The following is a 20453-nucleotide window of genomic DNA, read 5'->3' as shown; positions in this document are numbered from 1 at the left end:
GCAGCGAGCCTTCGATACTGATTCACCCATCGGAAAGACGGGGCGCAATGTGCTGTCGGACGCTTCGCAGATGGATGGCGACAAGGCTTCGACGCACAGGCGAATGGGCTGAGTGCGTGGCTCCGCCCGGAGGCCGATAGCCTCCGGGCGCACCACTCCACGGCCGCACGCTGCTCAGGCCGCGGCTGGTGACGCCCGGGGCTGCTGAAGCACAAGCCCCGCGAAATCCACGAAGGCCCGCACCCGCGCCGCCAGCTGGTGGCGCTGCGGATAGACGGCGTAGATGTCCGCGTCCGGCGTGTAGCAGTGGGGCAGCACCTGCACCAGCCGGCCGTTGCGCAGGTAGCGCTCGATGTCCCATTCCGCCCGCATCAGGATGCCGTGGCCATCGAGCGCCCAGCTGACCGCGATCTCGCCGTCGTTGGTGGTCAGGTTGCCCCGCGTCTTGACCGACTCGGTGGTCGCGCTGCGGCCCCGGCCGCTCGCCAGCCGCCAGACGCCGTAGGCCTCTTCGCCCTGCCGGATCCCGATGCAGTTGTGCCTGGCGAGGTCGTTCGGCACCTTGGGGATGCCATGCTTCGCGAGATAGGCCGGCGCGGCGCACAGCAGCCTCCGGTTGGGCGCCAGCTGGCGGGCGATCACCCGCGAATCCGGCGGCGCGCCGAAGCGGATGCAGACGTCGAAAGCGTCCTCGGTCAGGGCCGGCGGATTCACCGACAGCTGCAGCTGCACCTGGACCTCGGGGTGCTTGCGCACGAACTTCGAGATGATGGGCGCCACATGGCTGCGGCCGAAGCCCAGCGTCGCGTTGACCCGCAGCAGGCCCTTGGGCGTGGCCTTGGCCACCCCGAGGATCTCGGCCATGCCGTCGATCTCGCCGAGGATGCGCCGGGCGTGCTCCAGATACAGCTCGCCCTCGGGGGTCAGGCTCATCCGGCGCGTGGTCCGGTTGACCAGCGCCACGCCCAGGCGCGACTCCATCAGCGCCAGGTGCTTGCTCACCGCCGGCGTGGTGATGCCCAGCTCGCGTGCCGCCGCGCTGAGGCTCCCCGCGCCGGCCAATGCCGAGAAGAAGCCGAGGTCTGCAGGTTGGATGCCGGGAGCCATGGGCCGCTGATTGTTGAATCCAGGTAAATGATGGATTCACTTTAGCCCCGATCCAAAGCCCCGTCGAGTTTCTACAGTACGCCTACCCCCGACCCACACCCCCAGGAAACAAGCCATGAAGACGTACAAGATCGCGACCATCCCCGGCGACGGCATCGGCAAGGAAGTCGTTCCCGCCGGCCAGCAGGTGCTGGCCGCACTGGCCTCGGCCAGCGACGAGTTCCGGTTCGAGTTCGAGAACTTCGACTGGGGCGGCGACTACTTCCGCGCCCACGGCGTGATGATGCCGGACGACGGCCTGGACGCGCTGCGCGACAAGGACGCCATCCTGTTCGGCTCGGCCGGCGACCCGCACATCCCGGACCACATCACGCTGTGGGGCCTGCGCCTGAAGATCTGCCAGGGCTTCGACCAGTACGCCAACGTGCGGCCGACCCGCATCCTGCCCGGCATCGACGGCCCGCTCAAGCGCTGCGGGCCCGACGACCTCAACTGGGTCATCGTGCGCGAGAACTCCGAAGGCGAATACGCCGGCGTCGGCGGCCGGGTCCACCAGGGCCATCCGATCGAGGTCGCGACCGACGTCTCGATGATGACCCGCGCCGGTGTCGAGCGCATCATGCGCTTCGCCTTCAAGCTGGCCCGGTCGCGCCCCCGCAAGCAGCTCACGGTCATCACCAAGAGCAACGCCCAGCGCCATGCGATGGTGATGTGGGACGAGATCGCGGTGCAGGTCGCGAAGGAATTCCCCGATGTGAAGTGGGACAAGGAACTGGTCGACGCATCGACCGCCCGCATGGTCAACAACCCGGCGTCGCTCGACACCATCGTCGCCACCAATCTGCATGCCGACATCCTGAGCGATCTCGCGGCCGCGCTGGCCGGCAGCCTGGGCATCGCGCCGACCGGCAACATCGACCCGGAGCGCCGCTACCCGTCGATGTTCGAGCCGATCCACGGCTCGGCCTTCGACATCATGGGCCAGGGCCTGGCGAACCCGGTCGGCACCTTCTGGTCGGTCGTGATGCTGCTCGAGCACCTGGGCGAATTCGACGCCGCCCGGCGCGTCATGGCGGCGATCGAGAAGGTCACCGCCGACAAGAGCCTGCACACCCGCGACCTCGGCGGCAAGGCCACCACCGCCGACGTGACCCAGGCGGTCTGCGGCCAGGTGCTGGCCGCGGGGCAATCCGCTCCTTGTTGAACGCAAGTCAAGTGTGGCTTCGGCAAATGCATCGCTGCCACCGTTCGCCGCATAACCATATGGAGACCTTCATGACATCGACTTTCGCCCGCACCCGCCTGCTCACGGCGCTCGCCTTCGGACTGGCCGCGTCCCTCGCCAGCGCCCAGGCGTGGCCCATCAAGCCGATCAGCCTCGTCGTGCCCTTCCCGCCCGGCGGCAGTTCGGACGTGCTGGCGCGGGCCATCGGCGACAAGCTCGGCCAGAGCCTGGGCCAGCCGGTGATCGTCGAAAGCCGGCCCGGCGCCGGCGCCACGCTGGGCGCCGACTACGTGGCCAAGGCCAAGCCCGATGGCTACACCCTGCTGATGGGCGCCGTGCACCACACCATCGCCACCAGCGTCTACAAGAAGCTGCCCTACGACTTCGAGAAGAGCTTCGCGCCGGTCACCACCATCGCGATGGTGCCCAACGTGCTGGTGGTCAATGCGAAGTCGCCGGCGACGGACGTCAAGCAGCTGGTCGCGCTGGCCAAGGCAGCGCCGGGCAAGCTGTCCTACGGCTCCAATGGCAACGGCACCGTGCAGCACCTGATCGGCACCCAGTTCGCGAGCCTGGCCGGCGTGGAACTGCTGCACGTGCCCTACAAGGGCAGCGCGCCGCTGACCACCGACCTGCTGGGCGGCCAGGTCGACATGTCCTTCGACACGCTGACGCCGGTGGTCCAGCACATCAAGGGCGGCAAGCTGCGCGCGCTGGCGGTCACGACGGCGAAGCGCTCGAGCACCTTGCCCGACGTGCCCACGCTGGCCGAATCCGGCCTCCAGGATTTCGACCAGGGCACCTGGTTCGGCATCCTGGCACCGGCGGCGACGCCGAAGGACATCGTCGACCGGCTGAATGCCGAGTTGGTGAAGATCATCCAGTCGCCGGAGTTCGGCAAGCGCATGGCGGAGATCGGTGCCGAGCCGATCGGCGACACGCCGGCCCGGATGGCCGCGCAGATCAAGGCCGACACGGCCAAGTACGCGCAGTTGGTGAAGGACGCCAAGGTCACCATCGACTGAGCGCGGCGGCAGCCCCCGCCTGCGGTTGTCTTCCTGGCGCGCTTGCGCCAAGATCGACCGGCCCACGGGAGGGGGTCCGCCGATGCGCCTTGCCAACAACGATCCGGGTCAGCAAACGACAGCGGCGCGCAAGCCGCCGCCCTGGGGCCTCTACCTCGCCGCGCTGGCCATGCTGGCGGTGCTGGCCCTGCCCTTGCCGGAGGGCCTGCCGGTCGCCGGGCATCGCATGCTGGCCATCCTGGTGTTCGCGATCATCGTGTGGATCACCGAATCGGTGAGCTACGAAGCCAGCGCCATCATGATCACCTCGCTGATGGCGGCGCTGGTCGGGCTGGCGCCGCAAGTCGGCGACCCTTCCCGCCTCTATGGCACCTCCCAGGCCCTGGGCATGGCGCTCGCGGGCTTCTCGAGCACGGCGCTGGCGCTGGTGGGCGCAGCCCTGTGCATCGCCGCCGCCATGACCATCACCGGCCTGGACCGGCGCATCGCCCTGGTCACGCTGTCGATCATCGGCACCACCACCCGGCGCATCCTGATCGGCAGCATCATGGTCACCATCGTGCTGTCGCTGGTGGTGCCGAGCGCCACGGCGCGCAGCGCCTGCGTGGTGCCGATCATGATGGGCGTGATCGTCGCCTTCGGGGTCGACCGCCGCTCCAACATCGCCGCCGGCATCATGATCACGGTGGCCATGGCCACCAGCGTCTGGAACGTGGGCATCCAGACCGCGGCGGCGCAGAACCTGCTGACGGTCGGCTTCATGGACAAGCTGCTCGGCGAGCGCGTCAGCTGGCTGCAGTGGCTGATCGCCGGCGCGCCGTGGGCCGTCGTGATGTCGATCGTGCTGTACTTCCTGGTCCGCTGGCTGCTGCCGCCCGAGTCCGAGGCCATCGCCGGCGGCAAGGAAGCCGTGCAGCGCGACCTGGCGGCGTTGGGCCCGATGACCGGCCCGCAGAAGCGCCTGGCCGCGGTGTCGGTCGGCCTGCTGCTGTTCTGGGCCACCGAGGGCAAGCTGCATGACATCGACACCGCCTCGATCACCTACGTCGGCCTGGTGGTCCTGATGCTGCCGCGGCTCGGCGTGATGGACTGGAAGTCGCTGCAGGGACGCATCCCGTGGGGCACGCTGATCGTCTTCGGCGTCGGCATCAGCCTGGGCACGGCGCTGCTGTCGACGCAGGCGGGCCAGTGGCTGGGCCGCTTCGTGGTCGCGCATTCGGGGCTGGCGACGCAGGGGCCGGTGGTGGTGTTCGCGATCCTGTCGGCCTTCCTGATCGTCATCCACCTCGGTTTCGCCAGCGCCACGGCCCTCACCGCGGCGCTGCTGCCGATCCTGATCTCGGTGCTGCAGACCTTGCCGGGCGACATCCACAAGGTCGGCATGACCATGCTGCTCGGCTTCACGGTGAGCTTCGGCTTCATCCTGCCGATCAACGCGCCCCAGAACATGGTCTGCCTGGGGACCGAGACCTTCAACGGCAAGCAGTTCGCGCGCGTCGGCGTGCCGGTCACCATCGCGGGCTATGCGCTGATGCTGCTGTTCGCCGTCACCTACTGGCGCTGGCTCGGCTGGACCTGAAGGTCAGGCGGCGGTGGGATCGTAGAACCGGCGCGCCAGGCCGGCCCGCCCCGGATAGAACTTGAAATAGGGCCGCGCCTGATCGATGACGGCCGCGACCGACGGGTGATCCATCAAGCGCTCGAAGTAGGCCGACAGGTGCACCTGCTGCGGCGGCAGCGGCAGGTAGGTCGCGGCATAGAACAAGGCCGGTGCGGCCGCGCAATCGGCCATGCTGAAGGCATCGCCCGCGACCCAGGTCCGGCCCTCGAGCCGGCGGTCGATCATGGCGTAGGCCATCGACAGGGTGTCCCGCGCCCGCGCCACGCTGCGTGGATCGCGATCGCCTTCGGGCTTGAGCAGGTCGGCCGTGAAGGCCTGCATCGGCGTCATCACGTAGAGGTCGAACAGGCGGTCCCACAGGCGCACGTCGAGCGCGGCGGCATCCGGAATGAGGGTGCGGCCGCCGGTGGCATGGTGCTGCTGCAGGTGCTCGATGATGATGCTCGATTCGGGGACCGGCCGCCCCTGGTCCACCAGCAGCGGCATCTTGCCCGTGGGCCACAACGCCAGCCAGGCGTCGCGCTCGGCGGGCTTGCCCAGGTCGAGCAGCCGCAAGTCGACCTCGACCCCGAGCAGGTCGATCGCGATCAGCACCTTCTGGCAGTAGGACGAGAGCGGGTGGTAGTGCAGCGTGAGGGCGGTCATGGCGACCTGCATGGTCTGCGAAACCGGCAAGTTGTCAAGTCAGGCGACCTGAAAAGGTTTGCGTATTGTCATTCTGTGATAATCAATACATAATTGACCGCCATGCAAGGCAATAAATAGCCATACTTTTTCTCCAGGAGACAACCTCGTGCCAGACCAGAACCCGTCGCAGCTGCAGTTCAGCCACATGGGGCTCTACGTGAGCGACCAGCCGCGGATGGCCGGCTTCTACCAGCGGGCCCTGCGATTCACCCAGACCGATGCCGGCGACCTCGGGCCGGTCCAGCTGGTGTTCCTGAGCCGCGACCCGCGCGAGCATCACCAGCTGGTGCTGGCCACGGGGCGGCCCCGGGAGATCGGCTTCAACGTCGTCAACCAGATCTCGTTCCGCGTGCCCGACATCGCCACCCTGCGCCTGTTCCACGACCGCCTGCTGGCCGAGGGCGCGCTGGACATGCACCCCGTCACGCACGGCAACGCCGTGTCGCTCTACTGCCGGGATCCCGAAGGCAACCGGCTGGAGCTGTTCGTCGACACACCCTGGTACTGCGAGCAGCCGCTGCGCGAGCCGATCGACCTGTCCCGGTCGGACGAGGCCATCCTCGCGCAGGCCGAAGCCATTGCCAGGCGGTTCCCGAAATTCATGAGCCGCGCGCAATGGCAGGCCGAAGTGGCGCGCCGGATGCAGGAAGACCAGCGTGGCTGAGCCCGCGCGCGTGCACGACGTGGCGATCGTCGGCCTCGGGCCGACCGGCGCGACCTTGGCCAATCTGCTGGGCGCCGCCGGCCTGTCGGTGCTGGTGCTCGAAAAGGAAGGCGGCATCTTCCCGCTCCCGCGCGCCATCCACTTCGACGGCGAGGTGCTGCGCATCCTCCAGGCCGCGGGGCTGCGCGCGTCCGCCCTGGCCATCGCCCGGCCGGGCGAGCAGGGCATGCACTTCGTCAACGCGGCCGGCGAGACCATGCTCATCCGCGGCGGCACCGCGGCGCTGGGCCCGCACGGCTGCGCGAACAACTACTACTTCCACCAGCCAGAGCTCGAAGCCGTCCTGCGCGCCGGTCTGGCGCGCTACCCCGACGTGCAGCTGCGGCTGCGCCACGAGGTGGTCGGCGTGGCCCAGGACGAGGACGCCGCGACGCTGACGCTGCGCAACCTCGACGACGGACAGGCCGCCGCCGTTCGCGCCCGTGTCGTCGTGGGTTGCGATGGCGCGCGCTCGCCGGTGCGCCAGCACATGGGCAGCCGGATGGTCGACCTCGGCCTGAAGCAGCCCTGGCTGGTGTTCGATGTCGTGCTCGAGGCCGACGTCGGCTTGCCCACGCACACCGTGCAGCACTGCGACCCGGCCCGGCCGATGACCTACTGCAACGTGGTCGGCCGCCGGCGGCGCTGGGAGATCATGGTGCTGCCGGAGGATGACCGGGACGCGATGGTGCAGCCCGCCGCGCTGTGGCGCATGGTCGCGCCCTGGGTGCGGCCCGACCAGGCGCGGCTGGAGCGCGCCGCCATCTACACCTTCCACTCCGTCATTGCCGAAGGCTGGCGCCAGGGCCGCCTGCTGCTGGCCGGCGACGCCTGTCACCAGACGCCCCCATTCCTCGGCCAGGGCATGTGCGCCGGCCTGCGCGACGCGGCCAACCTGGCGTGGAAGCTCGAGGCCGTGCTGAAGCACCGGGCGGCGTTCGACCTGCTGGACAGCTACGAGACCGAACGCGCACCGCACGTGCGTGCGCTGATCGAGCTGGCCGTGCGCCTGGGCAACATCATCCAGACCACCGACCCTGAACTCGCCGCCCAGCGCGACGCGAGGTTCCGCACCGCCCAGCCCGAGATCTTCGAGCTGCCGCCCCAGCTGCTCGGGGCGGGGGCCTTCGACGCCACGCCCGGCACGCCGGCCGGCCGGCCGTTTCCGCAACCGCGTCTCGACGACGGCCGCCTGCTCGACGAACTGCTCGGGCGGCGCAGCGCGGTGATCGGCCGGGCCGGGGCCCTGGCAGCGGCCGCTCCGGCCACCGCCGAGCGCTGGCGCCGCGCGGGCGCCATCGTCATCGACCGGCCCGACACCCTGCTCGACCGCTGGCTGCAGGCCCACGAGGCCCAGGCCGTGATCCTGCGGCCCGACCGGTACATCGTCGGCGTGGCGCGCACGGGGCCGGACCTGGATCGCATCTCGCAATACCTGCCCGTCGCGCCATGAGCCCGCGGCAAGGCCCACACCCATCCGATCCACCCGCATACAGAGGCATTCCATGAAACTCATCAGCTACCAGGACAACGGCACCGACAGCTATGGCGCGGTCGTCGGCGACCGCATCGTCGACCTGCGGCGGGCCTTCGGCGAGCGCGCCGCCGACCTGAAGGCACTGATTGCCGCCGGACTGCTGGGCGAGGCAGCCCAGGTTGTCGCCTCGGCAGAGGCCGGGCCGAAGCTCGACGAGGTCCGGCTGCTGCCCGTGATTCCCAACCCGGGCAAGATCGTCTGCGTCGGGCTCAACTACGGCGAGCACGTGCGCGAGACCGGCCGCGAGATCACCGAGCAGCCGACCCTGTTCCTGCGCGTGGCCGAGTCGCAGCTCGCCCATGGCGAGGACATCGTGCTGCCGCCCGAATCGACCAGGCTGGACTACGAAGGCGAGATCGCCGTCGTGATCGGCCGGGGTGGCCGCCGGATCGCCGAGCAGGACGCCTGGGACCACATCGCCGGCTACGCCTGCTACAACGACGGCAGCATCCGCGACTGGCAGACGGCCACGCCGCAATGGACCGCGGGCAAGAACTTCTGGCGCACCGGCGGCTTCGGCCCCTGGATGGTGACGCGCGACGAGATCCGGGACGGCCAGGTGATGACCCTGGTGACCCGCCTCAACGGGCAGGAGATGCAGCGCACCACCACCGACCGGCTGATCCACAGCATTCCGCGCCAGATCGCCCACATCTCCGCCTTCACGCCACTGAGCGCCGGCGACGTGATCGTGACGGGCACGCCCGGCGGCGTCGGTGCCAAGCGCACGCCGCCGGTCTGGATGAAGGCCGGCGACATCGTGGAGATCGAGGTCGACGCCATCGGCATCCTGCGCAACGGCATCCGGGCCGAACAGGCCGGCGCCGCGGCGGCGCCGCGCGCCGCTCAACCGGAGGTGCGACCGCCGACCAGCACCGGCGCGGCGCGGTAACGGTCCGGAAACACCTTCTTGAGGTTCTCGATCTTGGGCAGGTCGTTGAAGACGATGTACGGCTGCGAGGGATTGCGCGTCAGATAGTCCTGGTGGTAGGCCTCGGCCGGGAAGAAGCGCTTCTGCAGTTCGATGGTCGTGACGATCGGCTGGCCGAAGCTGCGGGCCTTGCCGAGCTGGTCGATGTAGGCCTTGGCGATCCTGGCCTGCTCCGCGTTCTGCGCGAAGATCGTCGAGCGGTACTGCGTCCCGTGATCCGGACCCTGCCGGTTGAGTTCGGTCGGGTTGTGGGCCACCGAGAAATAGATCTGCAGGATGCGCCCGTAGCTGATCTGCTTCGGGTCGTAGGTGATCGCCACCGCTTCGGCATGGCCGGTGCGCCCGCCACCCACCGAATCGTAGTTGGCGCTCTTCTCGTCCCCGCCGGCATAGCCGGAGACCGCGTTGGTCACGCCCTTCACATGCTGGAACACGCCCTGCACGCCCCAGAAGCAGCCGCCGGCGACGACCGCGGTTTCGGACGCCGCCGTCGCGGCCGCGGGGTCATCGGCCGGCACCGGGATCACCACCGCGCTCTCGGCCGCCAGCGACGGGACGACCCGGAAGGCGGCCGCTCCGGCGAGGAGGGTGAGCGCAGCAAGGGCGGCACGGCGCGAGAAGGCGCGGCCGGCAACACGCGGCGCAGGGGGGGTCGATGGCTGGTTCATCTGGCGTCATCCTTCGGTGGAGTGGTTGGGCCGTCGATCGGCTCGAATCCGGGAGCAACTCCCGCTCATTGTCAGTATGAGTTCGCACGCCGCGGGCTTCCGGTTACACCGACACACCGCACCCTGCGGCTGGCGTGGGGGTCTGCGCTTCGGGACTAGGCGCGCATCGCCATCCGGATGCGCCGCGCCTGGATCTTCCAGCCCGTGGCGGTGCGCCTGAAGCGGTCGTGGTACTCGACCACCGACGGCGGCGCCGACATCACGGCGGTCTCGCCGTCGGCGCTGCCCTGGAAGAACAGCACGTAGCAGAGCCCCGTGGCCTCGTCGCCGGACGCCCGACGCACGCTGATGTTGGTGCACAGGTGCCGCGTCACGACGGCGGTGGGCCGGGCATCGAGAAAGCCCGCGATCTCGCGCTGCCCCGTCAGCAGCGTGCCCATGCGATCGAGGCTGCCGTCCTCGGTGAACAGGTCGAGCACCCGCGGATAGTCTCGCGCATCGAGATGGTTCGCGAAGTCCACGCACAGCCGCATGCAGGCCGCTTCGTCTTCGAGCTGCAGCACCATCGTCATCCCATCAGCGAGCCGCGCAGCGCGGACACCGGCAGGTGCTCGCTGCGCAGCAGCAGCGCGGCCTCGCTCTCCCCGGCACGCAGCCGCGCCAGCATTGCCTCGGGGTCGAACTCGACGCCGATCGGATTGAGCTCGAAGTGCGGGCCATTCATGAAGGCATTGGCATCGTCGTTGCTCGCGTAGCTGTCGGCCTGGAATTCCATCTGGTTGCCATCCGGGTCGGCGTAGTACAGCGAGACCGTGATCCCGTGGTGAATGCACCAGTACGGCAGCACGCCCTTGGCCTTCAGCTCGAGGTACTTGTCGAGCAGCTCGGTGAGCGAGCCATAGCCGTAGGCCACATGGTCGACGCCGGGCTGGCCCCGCGGCACGCGGGCGTCCGACTCGCCCTTGACGATGCCGAGGTTGAGCAAGGCGACGCGATGATGCTCGTCGTCGTAAGTGACGAAGGCGATCACGGGGCTCTGGTATTGCACCTTGCCGTCGAACACCTTCACGTACCAGTCGAGCATCTCGTCGAAGCGGTAGCTGCGGTAGACCACATGGGCGAAGGTCTTCGGACGGATCGTGGCGGTCATGGGATCTCCTGCGAGGGCGCGTGCGCACCGAACGGCGCAGCGACAAATTACCGATAAATCAGAATCAGATCGATCAACTCTCGGTTTTATCGATAATATTCAGCTGCAACGACGGAATCACTAGGTGCAAACCCTTCGAGACCCCCTGAAGCTGAACACCCTCGCCGGCACCGAAGAGGCGCAGGGCGCCACGCGCGCCAGCGTGGTGTTCGAGCGCCTGCGCGAGGACATCCTGGAGGGCCGTTTCGCGCCCGGGGAGAAGCTGCGCATCGAATCCCTGGAGGCGCGCTACCGCGTCGGTGCCAGTCCGGTCCGCGAGGCGCTCAATCGGCTCACGGCCGTGCGCCTGGTCGAGCAGGTCGAGCGCCGCGGCTTTCGCGTCGCGACCCTTTCCGGCGAGGACCTGCGCGACCTGGTCCGATCCCGGCAGCTGCTCAACGAAATCGTCGTCCGGGAGTCGCTGCGCTGCGGCGACCAGGGCTGGGAGGACGCGCTCGTGCTCGCCTGCCACCGGATGTGGCGCTGCCCGATGACGCTGGCCGACGGCCACACCAACCGCGAATGGGAGCTGCTGCACCGCAGGTTCCATGCGGCGCTGATCGCGGCTTGCGCCTCCCGGTGGCTGATCGAGTTCCACGAGCTGCTGTTCGATTCCGCCGACCGCCATCGGCGCCTGAATGTCGCCCACCTCGACCCCGAACACACGCGGCTGGAGCATCGCGACATCATGGAAGCGGCGGTCAGCCGGGACGCCCCGCTCACCATCCGCTTGCTCAACGAATCCATGGAAGCGCTGGTGACACACCAGCGCTGAAGCGGCACGAGGTGCCACTCGGCCGAGGCGCCGCTCACGCTGCGACGGGTTCCTGCTCGCGCGCGGCGGCCAGCCGCACGCCATGGCGCGCGAGGTCGGCCGCCAGGTCGTCGACGAGCCGATTGACCTCGCCGGGCGTCGCCACCGCGCCGTAGAGGTAGAAGTCCGGGCGCACGAGCATCGTGTCGATGCCATGCTGCGTCATGTACGCCGTGAACTTGCGATCGAGGTCGACCAGCGCGCCGGCGCTCTCGGCCGCCTCGCCGTCCGGTGCGACGACGACCCGCTGGCCGCCCAGCGCATCGAGGAACGCGCGCTGGCGGGCACCGAGCGCCGCCTCGGCCGCGCCGCTGCGCGACACCAGCACGAAGCCCAGCCCGACGATGTCGTCGAAGCGCCCCTGGCGCCCGCCCGCGCGCACGTGGCCGTGCGGGGCCAGCAGGCCGGCCGGCGCCAGCACCGCGCCGTCGTCGCCGCGGCGCAGGATGCCGTCGGTCAGGCTCGGAAAGGCCGGCGGCGGCAGCGCCTTGCCGCTGAAGAAGGCCGCGTCGCGCTCGGCGGCCTGGTCGGCGTCGGGGATGCAGATCACGCGGCCGAGGTACATCGACAGGTCGATGACGTCGCTCACATGCGGCCGGCGCTCCGGCTGGTAGGTGTCGAGCAGCGCGTCGTCGGCCTTGCCGTCGAGCACGAGGTCGAGCTTCCAGGCCAGGTTCCAGTCGTCGCGCAGGCCGGCGCACATGCCCTGGCCCATGAAGGGCGGCATCACGTGGGCGGCGTCGCCGGCGATCAGCATGCGGCCCTTGCGCCAGGTGTCGGCCAGCAGCGAGCGGAAGGTGTAGACCTTGTGGCGGACGATCGTCGCCTGGTCGCGCCGGACCCAGGGCGCCAGCAGTTCCCACGCGACGTGCTCGTGCTCCAGGTCGTCACGGGTCTCGTGCGGCAGGCGCATGAACTCCCAGCGGCGGAAGTAGCGGCCGTCCTTGACGCCGGCCGGCACGATGGTGGTCGGCCGCGCCGGGTTGCAGTACTGCGCGGCCGGGGGAACATCGCGCGTGACGCCCTCGTTCGGCAGCACGTCGATCACCAGCCAGTCGGCCTCGAAGCCGCGGTCTTCCTGCGTCGAACCGATGGCCTGGCGCACCAGGCTGTTGGCACCGTCGGCGCCGATCAGGTACTTGCAGCGCACGGTGCGCGTTTCGCCGGATGCCGTGCTGCGCACGACCAGCTGCGCGTGGTCGGCGGTCTGGGTGGCTTCGATCGCCTCCCAGCCCAGGTTCAGCTCGACGTTCGGGCAGGCCTGCACCACCTCCTCGAACATCTTCTCGAGCGTCGGCTGGTGCACGAAGTTGACTTCCGGGCCGCCCGAGATCGATTCGGATGCCCAGTCGATGGACAGCAACTCCTTCCACTCGGCATTGAACCAGCGGTACGCCGGGCCCGCATGGCTGACCGCCGGCAGGTCGCGGCCCATGCCGAGCGCGGACAGCACGCGGTAGAGCTCGTGGTCGATGCACACCGCACGTGGCAAGGGATAGCGTTCGCTCCAGCGTTCGAACACCGCGACCCGGCGGCCCTGGCGCGCCAGCGAGAGCGCCATGATTTCGCTGACCGGGCCGTAGCCGATCTGGACGACGTCGTAGAAAGGAATGCTGCTGCTCATGATGTGATCTCCGCGCCGCTCGATCAACGAGCCGGCAGTTCGTGGTTGACGATGAAATCCTCGGGAAGCGCCGGCCCCCAGACGTAGAGCGAGTCCTCGCCCGGGTGGTCGGCCGCGGGCCAGCCGCTTTCGGGCGCGACGAAGTCGATGTCGTAGGAGTACTCGGCGTAGCTGCCCCACGGATCGCGCACGTAGCGGAAGTAGTTGGAGCCCAGCACGTGGCGGCCCAGCCCCCAGCCCTGGTCGTAGCCGGCCTGCGCCATCTGCTGGCTGCCCAGGCCCACCGCGTCGAGCGAGGGCACGCACCAGCTGCTGTGGTGCAGGCCCGCGCCGCCCGACTTGGCGAGCGCGATCAGGTGGTGGTCGCTGCCGTGCGGCGAGTGCATGAAGGCGATCACCGAGCCCGACTTGTCCGACAGGCGCAGGCCCAGCAGGTCTTCGTAGAAACGCCGCGCCGCGTCGACGTCGGCGCTGAACAGCAGGATGTGCGAGAGGTACAGCGGGCGCACCGCCTGCGTCTGGCTGCGCCCGGGTGCGCGCCCCCGGTCGTGGCTCTGCGGCGGGAACTCGCGCGGCGCAGGCTGCGAGGGCGACGACTTCGGCGCCACGCGCAGCTGCAGCGGCAGGCCGTCCGGCCCGCCGATCCAGAGCCCACCGGCCTCCGCCCCGTCGGGCGCCGCGATGCGGACGACGCCACATTCGGCCAGGTGCTGCGCGAAGCCTTCCACGTCGTCGGCATGGATGCCGAGGCTTAGCCACAGCAGGCGCTTGCCGCCGTCGCCAGGCAGGACACGCGCCCAACGATGCGGGTGGCCGAAGGTGTACAGAGCGAGGCCGCCCGCTTCGTCACGCACGTCCAGCCCGAAGCTGGTGTAGAAGTGCCGCGCCTGCTCGAGGTCGGGCACGCTGAACACGAACTCGTCGACGGAATGCACCGCGAGCATCCGGCAGGTGGCTGCTGTCATCGTTGTCTCCAGGACATTGCGGCCAGGCCTAGACGATCTGCTGGCGCTGCGTGCCCAGCGGGCCCGCGCTGAGGGTCATGACGTCGCCGCGCTGCAGGAACACGGGGTTCGGCTTGACGCCGAGACCGACGCCCTCGGGCGTGCCGGTGATCACCACGTCGCCCGGCAGCAAGGTCATGAACTGGCTCAGGTAGGAGACGATCTCGGCCACCGGGAAGATCATGTCGGCCGTGTTGCTCTTTTGCCGGGTCTCGCCGTTGACGGCGAGTTCGAGCGGGATCGATTGCGGATCGGGCAGCTCGTCGCTGGTCACGAGCCACGGACCGATCGGGCCGAAGCCGTCGAAGCTCTTGCCCTTGCCCCACTGGCCGTTGCGCTTGATCTGCCAGTCGCGCTCGGAGACGTCATTGGCCAGGCAGTAGCCGGCCACGTGCGACAGCGCCTGCGCCACCGGCACCTTGCGCGCCTGCGTGCCGATCACGAAGCCGAGCTCGATCTCCCAGTCGCCGGCGACCGAGCCCTCGGGCAGTTCGACGTCGTCGTTCGGCCCGGCCAGCGAGGTCAGGGCCTTGGTGAAGACCACCGGCTCTTTCGGGATCTCGAGCCCCGACTCGGCCGCATGCTTGCGGTAGTTGAGGCCGATGGCCACGAACTGGCGCACCCCGGCGACCGGCGCGCCCAGGCGCGCGCCCGCCGGCACCAGCGGCAGGCGGGCGAGGTCGATCGCCTTCAAGGCCTCGAGCTTGGCGGGCGCCATCCATTCGGGCGTGAAGTCGGGGATCAGCAGGGAGAGGTCGCGGGCCTGGCCGTCGGCGTCCAGGGCTCCGGGTTTTTCTGCCCCGACGGGGCCGTGGCGTAGCAGCTTCATGGTGTGTGGTCCTTGGGTTGATTTAGACTATTTGTCTAAAACTAACTTTAGTTGATCTGACGATTTCGTCAATATGACAAAGAGGCCAAAATGCTGGGGGTTACCCTAGGATCGGATTCGTCGCAAAGCGGCACCGGCGGTCGTGTACCCTCCCCGCCCATGGCCCACGACGAGAGCGAAGCAACAACCGAAGACCACCGCGTGCGGGTGGGCGCGCAACGGCGCGAGAAGACGCGGCTGCGCCTGCTCGAGAGCGCGCTGCGGGTGTTCAACGACAAGGGCCCCGAGCTGGCGGTGATCGACGACTTCATCGCCGCGGCCGGCGTCTCGCGCGGCACCTTCTACAACCACTTCAAGACCACCAACGAGCTGCTGCTGGCGCTGGCCACGGCGATGAGCGACGAGGTGCTGCAGATCGTCGATCCGCTGGTGCTTCACCATGACGATCCGGTGGCGCGCTTCGCGACCGGCACGCGCCTGTACATGCGCATGGCGGTGCGCTATCCGCTGTGGGGCACCTTCATCACGCAGGTCGGCACCCGCATCGCAACCCGCGGCCAGATGATCGACCGCTACCTGACGCGCGACCTCGAACTCGCGCGCCCGCGCCTGAACGTCGACAGCGTCCGGGTGGCGCGCGACATCGTGCTGGGCGCGATCTTCTACGGCATCGAGACCATGCTGACCGAGCCCACGCTGGAGAACCATCCGGAGCAGATCCTGCGCTGCGTGCTGCTGGGCCTGGGCTTGAAGCCGGCCGAGGCGCAAGCGATCGCGTTCATGCCGCTGGAGATCCCGGGCGCGGTCGAAGGCCCGATCTTCTCCGGACTGAAGGGCACCGAGGCGGCCCCGCGCCGCGCGGCCAAGGGTCGCCCGGCCACGCAGGCGCGGGTGCGCCATCCGAAGGAGTGACTGACGCCCGCCAGAGCGCCGACATCCACCAGGACATCCGGGCGTGTCGATGCGACTGAACGGGTGAGCCGCCAGCCGGCTGCGGCATCCGTAAAATTCGCTCCTGTCGCGCGTCATGCGCCTGGAGGCAAGGGTCAAAAATGCAAGCTGTGTCGATCCACGTCGTTGACGTGGCCAACGGGGTGGTGGCGGTCGGCATGCGGGTCGAGATCCTGCGCAGGGAAATCAGCGAACGCGGCCGGACCGAACGCTGGGAGCCATGGGTCGCCGGCAAGGTGGGACGCAATGGCGTGGTGGACGGCATCGAGGGGCAGGCCCAGCTGTTCGAGGTGGGCGTGTACGAGATGCGGCTGCACGTGGGCGACTACTACCGTGCACGCGGGCAGGCGCTGCCCGAGCCGGCCTTCATGGACGTGCAGTGTTTCCGCTTCGGCTTGGCCGACCCATCGCAGCACTATCACCTGCCCGTCAAGCTCACCCCCTGGGGGCTCTCCTGCTTTCGCGGCGCTGCCTGAGCGATCCCGGCATCAAAGCGGCAGCAGTGCCTTGACCTGGTCGAGGACTTGCGCAAGGGGTATCTGGGTGGCCGCCACGCAGATCAGCGGGAACATGGCCGCCAGGACGATCGGCAGGACGCTCTCCAGGGTGACCGGCACCGGAAGCATGCGCTTGATCAGGTCGTAGCCGGCAGCGAAGTCGGCCATCGACGACGGGTCGGGCGAGCCCAGCATCTCTTCGGCCGGCTGCGCCCTGGTCGCGGAAACCCACTTCTTCTCGAAGGCGATGTTGTGCTGGCTGGCCAGCGAGCCGTAGTGCGCCAGACCTGCGTGCTTCAGCGCCACAAGCCGGGGCGCGAAGACCGCCAGCGGCGCGACGAAGGCCAGGGCGAAGAAGACGATCATGCCGATCAGGGCGAACTTGAATCCCATCAGGCTCGCATCGCCGTGCACGACCAGCTTGAGCACCGTGGCGGACACCACCACGCTTTCGGCGAACACGAACAGGACGTAGGTCTTCGGGTACTGCCCCATGAAGGCGAGGCCGCCGCAGCGATCGGGATGCGTCGCGACCAGGCGCATGTCGCAGCGGGCGATCTCGTACAGCATCAAGCCCCATGTCACGAAGCGCCACAACCAGCGCCCGAGCAGGAACCAGTACAGCGGCAGCGCGACCAGCATGGCCCACCAGCCGGCCAGGGTCGGCTGCAGCGTGCCGTCGACCATGCGCCCGTGCCACGTGCCGCCGTCGGCAGCCATCGGGGCCTTGGTGAGCCACAGCCAGGACAGCAGGTAGGCCAGGAGAAGGATCAGGCCTTCGGCCAGCCACGACCCGGTGCGCCGTTCCATGTTCGCGCGCGCCTTGGCGAAGCCGCTGCGCGACGCCGGCGGCACGATGCCCCGGTCCTCGAACTGGCCCACCATCTGCGCCATGCGCTGGTCCGAGCTCTGCTCCATCCACACGAAGGCCACGATGGCGAAGGCGTAGGCGTAGGCGCTGTAGTCGAAGAGGACGGCGCGTTCGGGATGCGTGCCGATGGCATACCCCTGGAACGCAGCCAGGACCAGCGCGGGAATCCACCCGACGGCCACGAACAGCGCGGCACGGCGACCCACGGCGAGATCGGTGTCGGTCAGCAGACCGAGGCGGCGCTGCAAGCGATAGAACGGACCATGCCGGTTGAACGAGACGCGCATGCGCTGCCACTCCTGTTGTTCGCGCACAGCGCGGCCATGCCGCCTGCGCGCACCGCGGCTGCCGAGGCAACCGATGTTGGCGGCGATGGCGTCGGGGTGCAATTGCCCTTTGGTGCAACGGCGCTGCGCAGCAATGCGGGCGTGGCCGCCGCGCAAATCGTTTCGCTCCACGGTGAAAGAAGTGAAACCGGAAGTGGCCGCCCCGCGAGTGCGACACACCCGGTTGCGTGTGGGCAGGCCGGCAGGGTTGCGCGCACCTATCGTGCTTCACTCCGCTGGCTCCAGCCGAGGCGCTCATCCACATCAGCAAAGTGAGGCTTTCATGTTCGACCGACGCACCTTCGCAGCTTGCTGCGTGCTGGCCCTCCCGTATGGCGCCTGCCTGGCTCAGACCACCTTCACGGCGGACCAGTACTTCGACAACCGCTGGTACATCACGCCCTTCGGCACCTACGTGCATCCTGACGGCGATCGCAATGCGGACAACGGCTGGGGGGGAGGCGTCTCCATCGGCAAGCCGATCAGCCCGAGCTGGAACATCGAGCTGCGTGGCCAATACGAGGAACTCGACGGCAAGTTCGGCACCGGCTTCGGCGCCTTCAACAGCACGGACAAGTACAAGAACTGGAGCGGCACGCTCGACGCGCAGTGGTTCCCCTGGAGCCGTCAGGGGATCAACCGCTGGCAATCGAACACCGTGCATCCCTATCTCGTGGGCGGCATCGGCGCCATCGACAACAAGGTGGAGAGGGCGTTCGGCATCAACGACAGCCACACGAGCTTCATGGCCAATGCGGGGCTCGGCATCGTCTGGCCGTTCTCCTCCTGGGGCCGCCTGGTGGCCGACGCACGCTACCGCTATGTCGACAATGCCAACAACAGCAGGACCGGCAACCGGCAGAACATGAACGACTGGCTGTTCTCGGTGGGCCTGCAGATTCCGTTCGGGCCGCCCCCACAGGTGGCGCAGGCGGCTCCGCCGGCGGCCATGCCGGCGGCGATGCCGCCGCCCCCGCCGCCGCCGCCGCCGGCCGCGCGCAACTTCGAGCTCAAGGCCGACGGCACCTTCGCCTTCGCCAAGTCGGACCTGACGCCCACCGGCCGCAGCCGCATCGACAGCACGCTCACGGAGCTCAAGTCCTCGGGCATCCGGCTGCGCGCGATCTCGATCGTCGGCCACACCGACCCGATCGGCAGCAACGAGTTCAACCAGCGCCTGTCCCTGGCGCGGGCCAACTCGGTGCGCGACTACCTGGTCGCCCAAGGCGTCCCGGCCAACATCATCACGACCGAAGGCCGCAGTTTTTCGCAGTTGAAGGTCACCGAAGCCGATTGCAGGGCCCAGGGCAAGGCCAGGAACCGCACGGCGCTCATCGCCTGCTTCGAGCCGAACCGCCGCGTGGAGATCCGCGCCACGGGCGAGCAGCCGGGCTAGGAGCGCGCCGCCGCCGCAGGCCGGGTGTTGACCAGCGTGCACAGCAGCGCCGTCAGCAGTGCCAGCGCGATGTGCCACTGGTAGACGGCGTCGAAGTCGCCGCGCTGCAGCGCGCCGTGGCCGAGCAGCACCACGGTGATCGCCACGCCGATCACCGAGCCGATCTGGCGCGTGGCCTGGTTGACCGCGCTGCCGACCGCATAGTGGGCGGCCGGCAGCTTGCTCACCGCCGCGCCCGACAGCGACGGCATCACCAGGCCGACGCTGGCCCCGCTCAGGATGAGGCCCGGCAGCCACCGGGTCGCATAGGCCGGCTCGGTGCCGGGGACGAGCAGGAACCACAGGCCGGTGGCGGCGAACAGCAAGGCGCCGCCGACCAGGAAGGGCCGATGGCCGTAGCGCCCGGCAAGACGGCCGGTGACGACGGCCACCGGGATCACCATCAGCGGCCCCGGCGCGATCGCCAGGCCGGCCAGCGCCTGGCTGTAGTGCCAGACGTTGTTCATGTAGAAGAAGAAGGCGAAGAACATCATCGCGAACGCGATCCCGAACGTGAGCGTCGCGGCGTTGACCGCGCTGTAGGTCGGATGGCGGAACAGCGCCAGGTCGATCAGCGGCGCGCGCACCTTGCGCGCCCAGAGGACGAAGCTCACCAGCGCGATCGCGCCGGTGGCCGCGACGACAGCCAGCTGCCCGCGCGACCAGGCTGGCGATTCGGATTCGACGATCGCCAGCGTCAGTGCGCCGACGGCGACGATCAGCAAGGCCATGCCGACGCCGTCGATCCTGGCGCGCTGGGTCGACCGCGCCGACTCGGTCAGCAGGGAGGCGCCGAACCAGAGCGACAGGGCCCCGATCGGCAGGTTGATGAAGAAGGCCCAGGGCCAGCCGATGGTCTGGATCACGAAGGAGCCCAGGCTCGGCCCGACGGCGGCCGCGAAGCCCCCCACCGCACCCCACAGGCTGACGGTGACCGCGCGCTTGCTCTGCGGAAAGGCCGCCAGCACGATCGACAGCGACGCCGGCGTCAGCAGCGCGGCGCCGACCGCCTGCAGCACGCGCGCCGCGATCAGCCAGCCGACGCTGCCGGCCAGCCCGCAGGCGGCCGAGGCGGCGATGAACAGCGTCACGCCGAGCATGAAGACCCGCTTGCGGCCGTGGGCGTCCGACAGGCCGCCGGCGGGAATCAGCATGGCCGCATAGACCACCGTGTAGGCGTTCAGCACCCACGACATCTCGGCCGCGCTGGCGTCCGGAAAACCGGTGCGCAGCGCGCCGAAGGCCGCGTACAGCATCGTGCTGTCGAGCGAGACCAGGAAGGCCGCGACGCTGGCGACCCAGAACACCGGCCAGGGCGAGGCCTGGGGCGGATGGGCGGCTGCAGCCGGGGCCGTGGCCGTGGGTGCGGTGGCGATCGTCATCGTGTCGTTCGTCGGGTTCGGCGCGGC

Annotated in this window: 20 protein-coding genes; 10 read left to right on the top strand and 10 right to left on the bottom strand. The window is 69.1% G+C overall.

The features are described 5' to 3' along the window. Positions 1-174: 174 nt before the first annotated feature. The gene (locus QTI33_RS16925; protein WP_286507277.1) at positions 175-1107 is read right to left on the bottom strand and encodes a LysR family transcriptional regulator; all 933 of its coding nucleotides are present in this window, start codon (positions 1105-1107) and stop codon (positions 175-177) included. Positions 1108-1222: 115 nt separating this feature from the next. Between QTI33_RS16925 and QTI33_RS16920 the strand changes: the two genes are divergently transcribed. The 3 genes from QTI33_RS16920 to QTI33_RS16910 all read left to right on the top strand — a co-directional run bounded on the left by QTI33_RS16920 (position 1223) and on the right by QTI33_RS16910 (position 4936). Continuing rightward, positions 1223-2311: a tartrate dehydrogenase gene (locus QTI33_RS16920; RefSeq protein WP_286507276.1), complete on the top strand. Its 1089-nt coding sequence runs from the start codon at positions 1223-1225 to the stop codon at positions 2309-2311. A 71-nt stretch (positions 2312-2382) separates the two neighbouring features. Continuing rightward, positions 2383-3357, top strand: coding sequence for a Bug family tripartite tricarboxylate transporter substrate binding protein (locus QTI33_RS16915; RefSeq protein WP_286507275.1), 975 nt, complete (start codon positions 2383-2385; stop codon positions 3355-3357). Positions 3358-3439: 82 nt separating this feature from the next. Next, on the top strand, positions 3440-4936 hold the full coding sequence (locus tag QTI33_RS16910) for a DASS family sodium-coupled anion symporter (RefSeq protein WP_286507274.1): 1497 nt from the start codon (positions 3440-3442) through the stop codon (positions 4934-4936). Between the two features lie 3 nt (positions 4937-4939). On the opposite strand, the gene QTI33_RS16905 is transcribed toward QTI33_RS16910, so the two are convergent. Beyond that, positions 4940-5623: a glutathione S-transferase family protein gene (locus QTI33_RS16905; RefSeq protein WP_286507273.1), complete on the bottom strand. Its 684-nt coding sequence runs from the start codon at positions 5621-5623 to the stop codon at positions 4940-4942. A gap of 187 nt (positions 5624-5810) precedes the next feature. Between QTI33_RS16905 and QTI33_RS16900 the strand changes: the two genes are divergently transcribed. Genes QTI33_RS16900 through QTI33_RS16890 form a run of 3 tightly spaced genes read left to right on the top strand, consistent with a single transcriptional unit; the run spans position 5811 to position 8797 of the window. Further along, complete coding sequence (locus tag QTI33_RS16900; RefSeq protein ID WP_286507290.1) at positions 5811-6329, top strand: VOC family protein; 519 nt, start codon at positions 5811-5813, stop codon at positions 6327-6329. After that, positions 6322-7821: a bifunctional 3-(3-hydroxy-phenyl)propionate/3-hydroxycinnamic acid hydroxylase MhpA gene (gene mhpA / locus QTI33_RS16895; RefSeq protein ID WP_286507272.1), complete on the top strand. Its 1500-nt coding sequence runs from the start codon at positions 6322-6324 to the stop codon at positions 7819-7821. Before QTI33_RS16900 ends, mhpA (QTI33_RS16895) begins: the two co-directional genes overlap by 8 nt. Positions 7822-7873: 52 nt before the next feature. Next, positions 7874-8797: a fumarylacetoacetate hydrolase family protein gene (locus tag QTI33_RS16890; RefSeq protein WP_286507270.1), complete on the top strand. Its 924-nt coding sequence runs from the start codon at positions 7874-7876 to the stop codon at positions 8795-8797. Here QTI33_RS16890 and msrA read toward each other — a convergent pair. The 3 genes from msrA to QTI33_RS16875 all read right to left on the bottom strand — a co-directional run bounded on the left by msrA (position 8752) and on the right by QTI33_RS16875 (position 10654). After that, positions 8752-9504: a peptide-methionine (S)-S-oxide reductase MsrA gene (msrA, locus tag QTI33_RS16885; protein ID WP_286507269.1), complete on the bottom strand. Its 753-nt coding sequence runs from the start codon at positions 9502-9504 to the stop codon at positions 8752-8754. The two genes, QTI33_RS16890 and msrA, sit on opposite strands and share 46 nt — an antisense overlap. Positions 9505-9659: 155 nt before the next feature. Then, the gene (locus QTI33_RS16880) at positions 9660-10070 is read right to left on the bottom strand and encodes a nuclear transport factor 2 family protein (RefSeq protein ID WP_286507268.1); all 411 of its coding nucleotides are present in this window, start codon (positions 10068-10070) and stop codon (positions 9660-9662) included. Positions 10071-10072: 2 nt separating this feature from the next. Further along, positions 10073-10654: a VOC family protein gene (locus tag QTI33_RS16875; RefSeq protein WP_286507267.1), complete on the bottom strand. Its 582-nt coding sequence runs from the start codon at positions 10652-10654 to the stop codon at positions 10073-10075. A 124-nt stretch (positions 10655-10778) separates the two neighbouring features. Here QTI33_RS16875 and QTI33_RS16870 point away from each other — a divergent pair, with 124 nt between their 5' ends. Beyond that, positions 10779-11468 carry a GntR family transcriptional regulator gene (locus QTI33_RS16870; RefSeq protein WP_286507266.1) on the top strand — a complete coding sequence of 230 codons (690 nt, stop codon included), beginning with the start codon at positions 10779-10781 and terminating at the stop codon, positions 11466-11468. Positions 11469-11502: 34 nt separating this feature from the next. On the opposite strand, the gene mhpA (QTI33_RS16865) is transcribed toward QTI33_RS16870, so the two are convergent. Genes mhpA (QTI33_RS16865) through QTI33_RS16855 form a run of 3 tightly spaced genes read right to left on the bottom strand, consistent with a single transcriptional unit; the run spans position 11503 to position 14964 of the window. Then, positions 11503-13131, bottom strand: a complete 1629-nt coding sequence (gene mhpA, locus QTI33_RS16865; protein ID WP_286507265.1) for a bifunctional 3-(3-hydroxy-phenyl)propionate/3-hydroxycinnamic acid hydroxylase MhpA — start codon at positions 13129-13131, stop codon at positions 11503-11505. 23 nt (positions 13132-13154) lie between these two features. Beyond that, positions 13155-14096, bottom strand: a complete 942-nt coding sequence (locus tag QTI33_RS16860; RefSeq protein ID WP_286507264.1) for a VOC family protein — start codon at positions 14094-14096, stop codon at positions 13155-13157. 28 nt (positions 14097-14124) lie between these two features. After that, a complete protein-coding gene (locus tag QTI33_RS16855; protein ID WP_286507263.1) occupies positions 14125-14964 on the bottom strand; it encodes a fumarylacetoacetate hydrolase family protein in 840 nt (279 codons plus the stop codon). A gap of 159 nt (positions 14965-15123) precedes the next feature. On the opposite strand from QTI33_RS16855, the gene QTI33_RS16850 reads away from it, so the two are divergent. Continuing rightward, entirely contained in the window at positions 15124-15876 is a 753-nt protein-coding gene (locus QTI33_RS16850; RefSeq protein ID WP_286507262.1) for a TetR/AcrR family transcriptional regulator, read from the top strand. A gap of 140 nt (positions 15877-16016) precedes the next feature. Further along, entirely contained in the window at positions 16017-16391 is a 375-nt protein-coding gene (locus QTI33_RS16845) for a hydroxyisourate hydrolase (protein WP_286507261.1), read from the top strand. A gap of 12 nt (positions 16392-16403) precedes the next feature. On the opposite strand, the gene QTI33_RS16840 is transcribed toward QTI33_RS16845, so the two are convergent. Continuing rightward, positions 16404-17570, bottom strand: a complete 1167-nt coding sequence (locus tag QTI33_RS16840) for a hypothetical protein (RefSeq protein ID WP_286507260.1) — start codon at positions 17568-17570, stop codon at positions 16404-16406. A gap of 322 nt (positions 17571-17892) precedes the next feature. Between QTI33_RS16840 and QTI33_RS16835 the strand changes: the two genes are divergently transcribed. After that, positions 17893-19005 carry an OmpA family protein gene (locus tag QTI33_RS16835; protein ID WP_286507259.1) on the top strand — a complete coding sequence of 371 codons (1113 nt, stop codon included), beginning with the start codon at positions 17893-17895 and terminating at the stop codon, positions 19003-19005. Here QTI33_RS16835 and QTI33_RS16830 read toward each other — a convergent pair. After that, entirely contained in the window at positions 19002-20426 is a 1425-nt protein-coding gene (locus QTI33_RS16830; RefSeq protein ID WP_286507258.1) for a DHA2 family efflux MFS transporter permease subunit, read from the bottom strand. The genes QTI33_RS16835 and QTI33_RS16830 overlap by 4 nt on opposite strands. Between the last annotated feature and the right edge of the window lie 27 nt (positions 20427-20453).

The organism is Variovorax davisae, from assembly GCF_030316845.1.
Classification (GTDB): Bacteria; Pseudomonadota; Gammaproteobacteria; order Burkholderiales; family Burkholderiaceae_C; genus Variovorax; species Variovorax davisae.
Note: the sequence above shows the minus strand (reverse complement) of the source record. Positions and strands in the feature narration are given on the sequence as shown.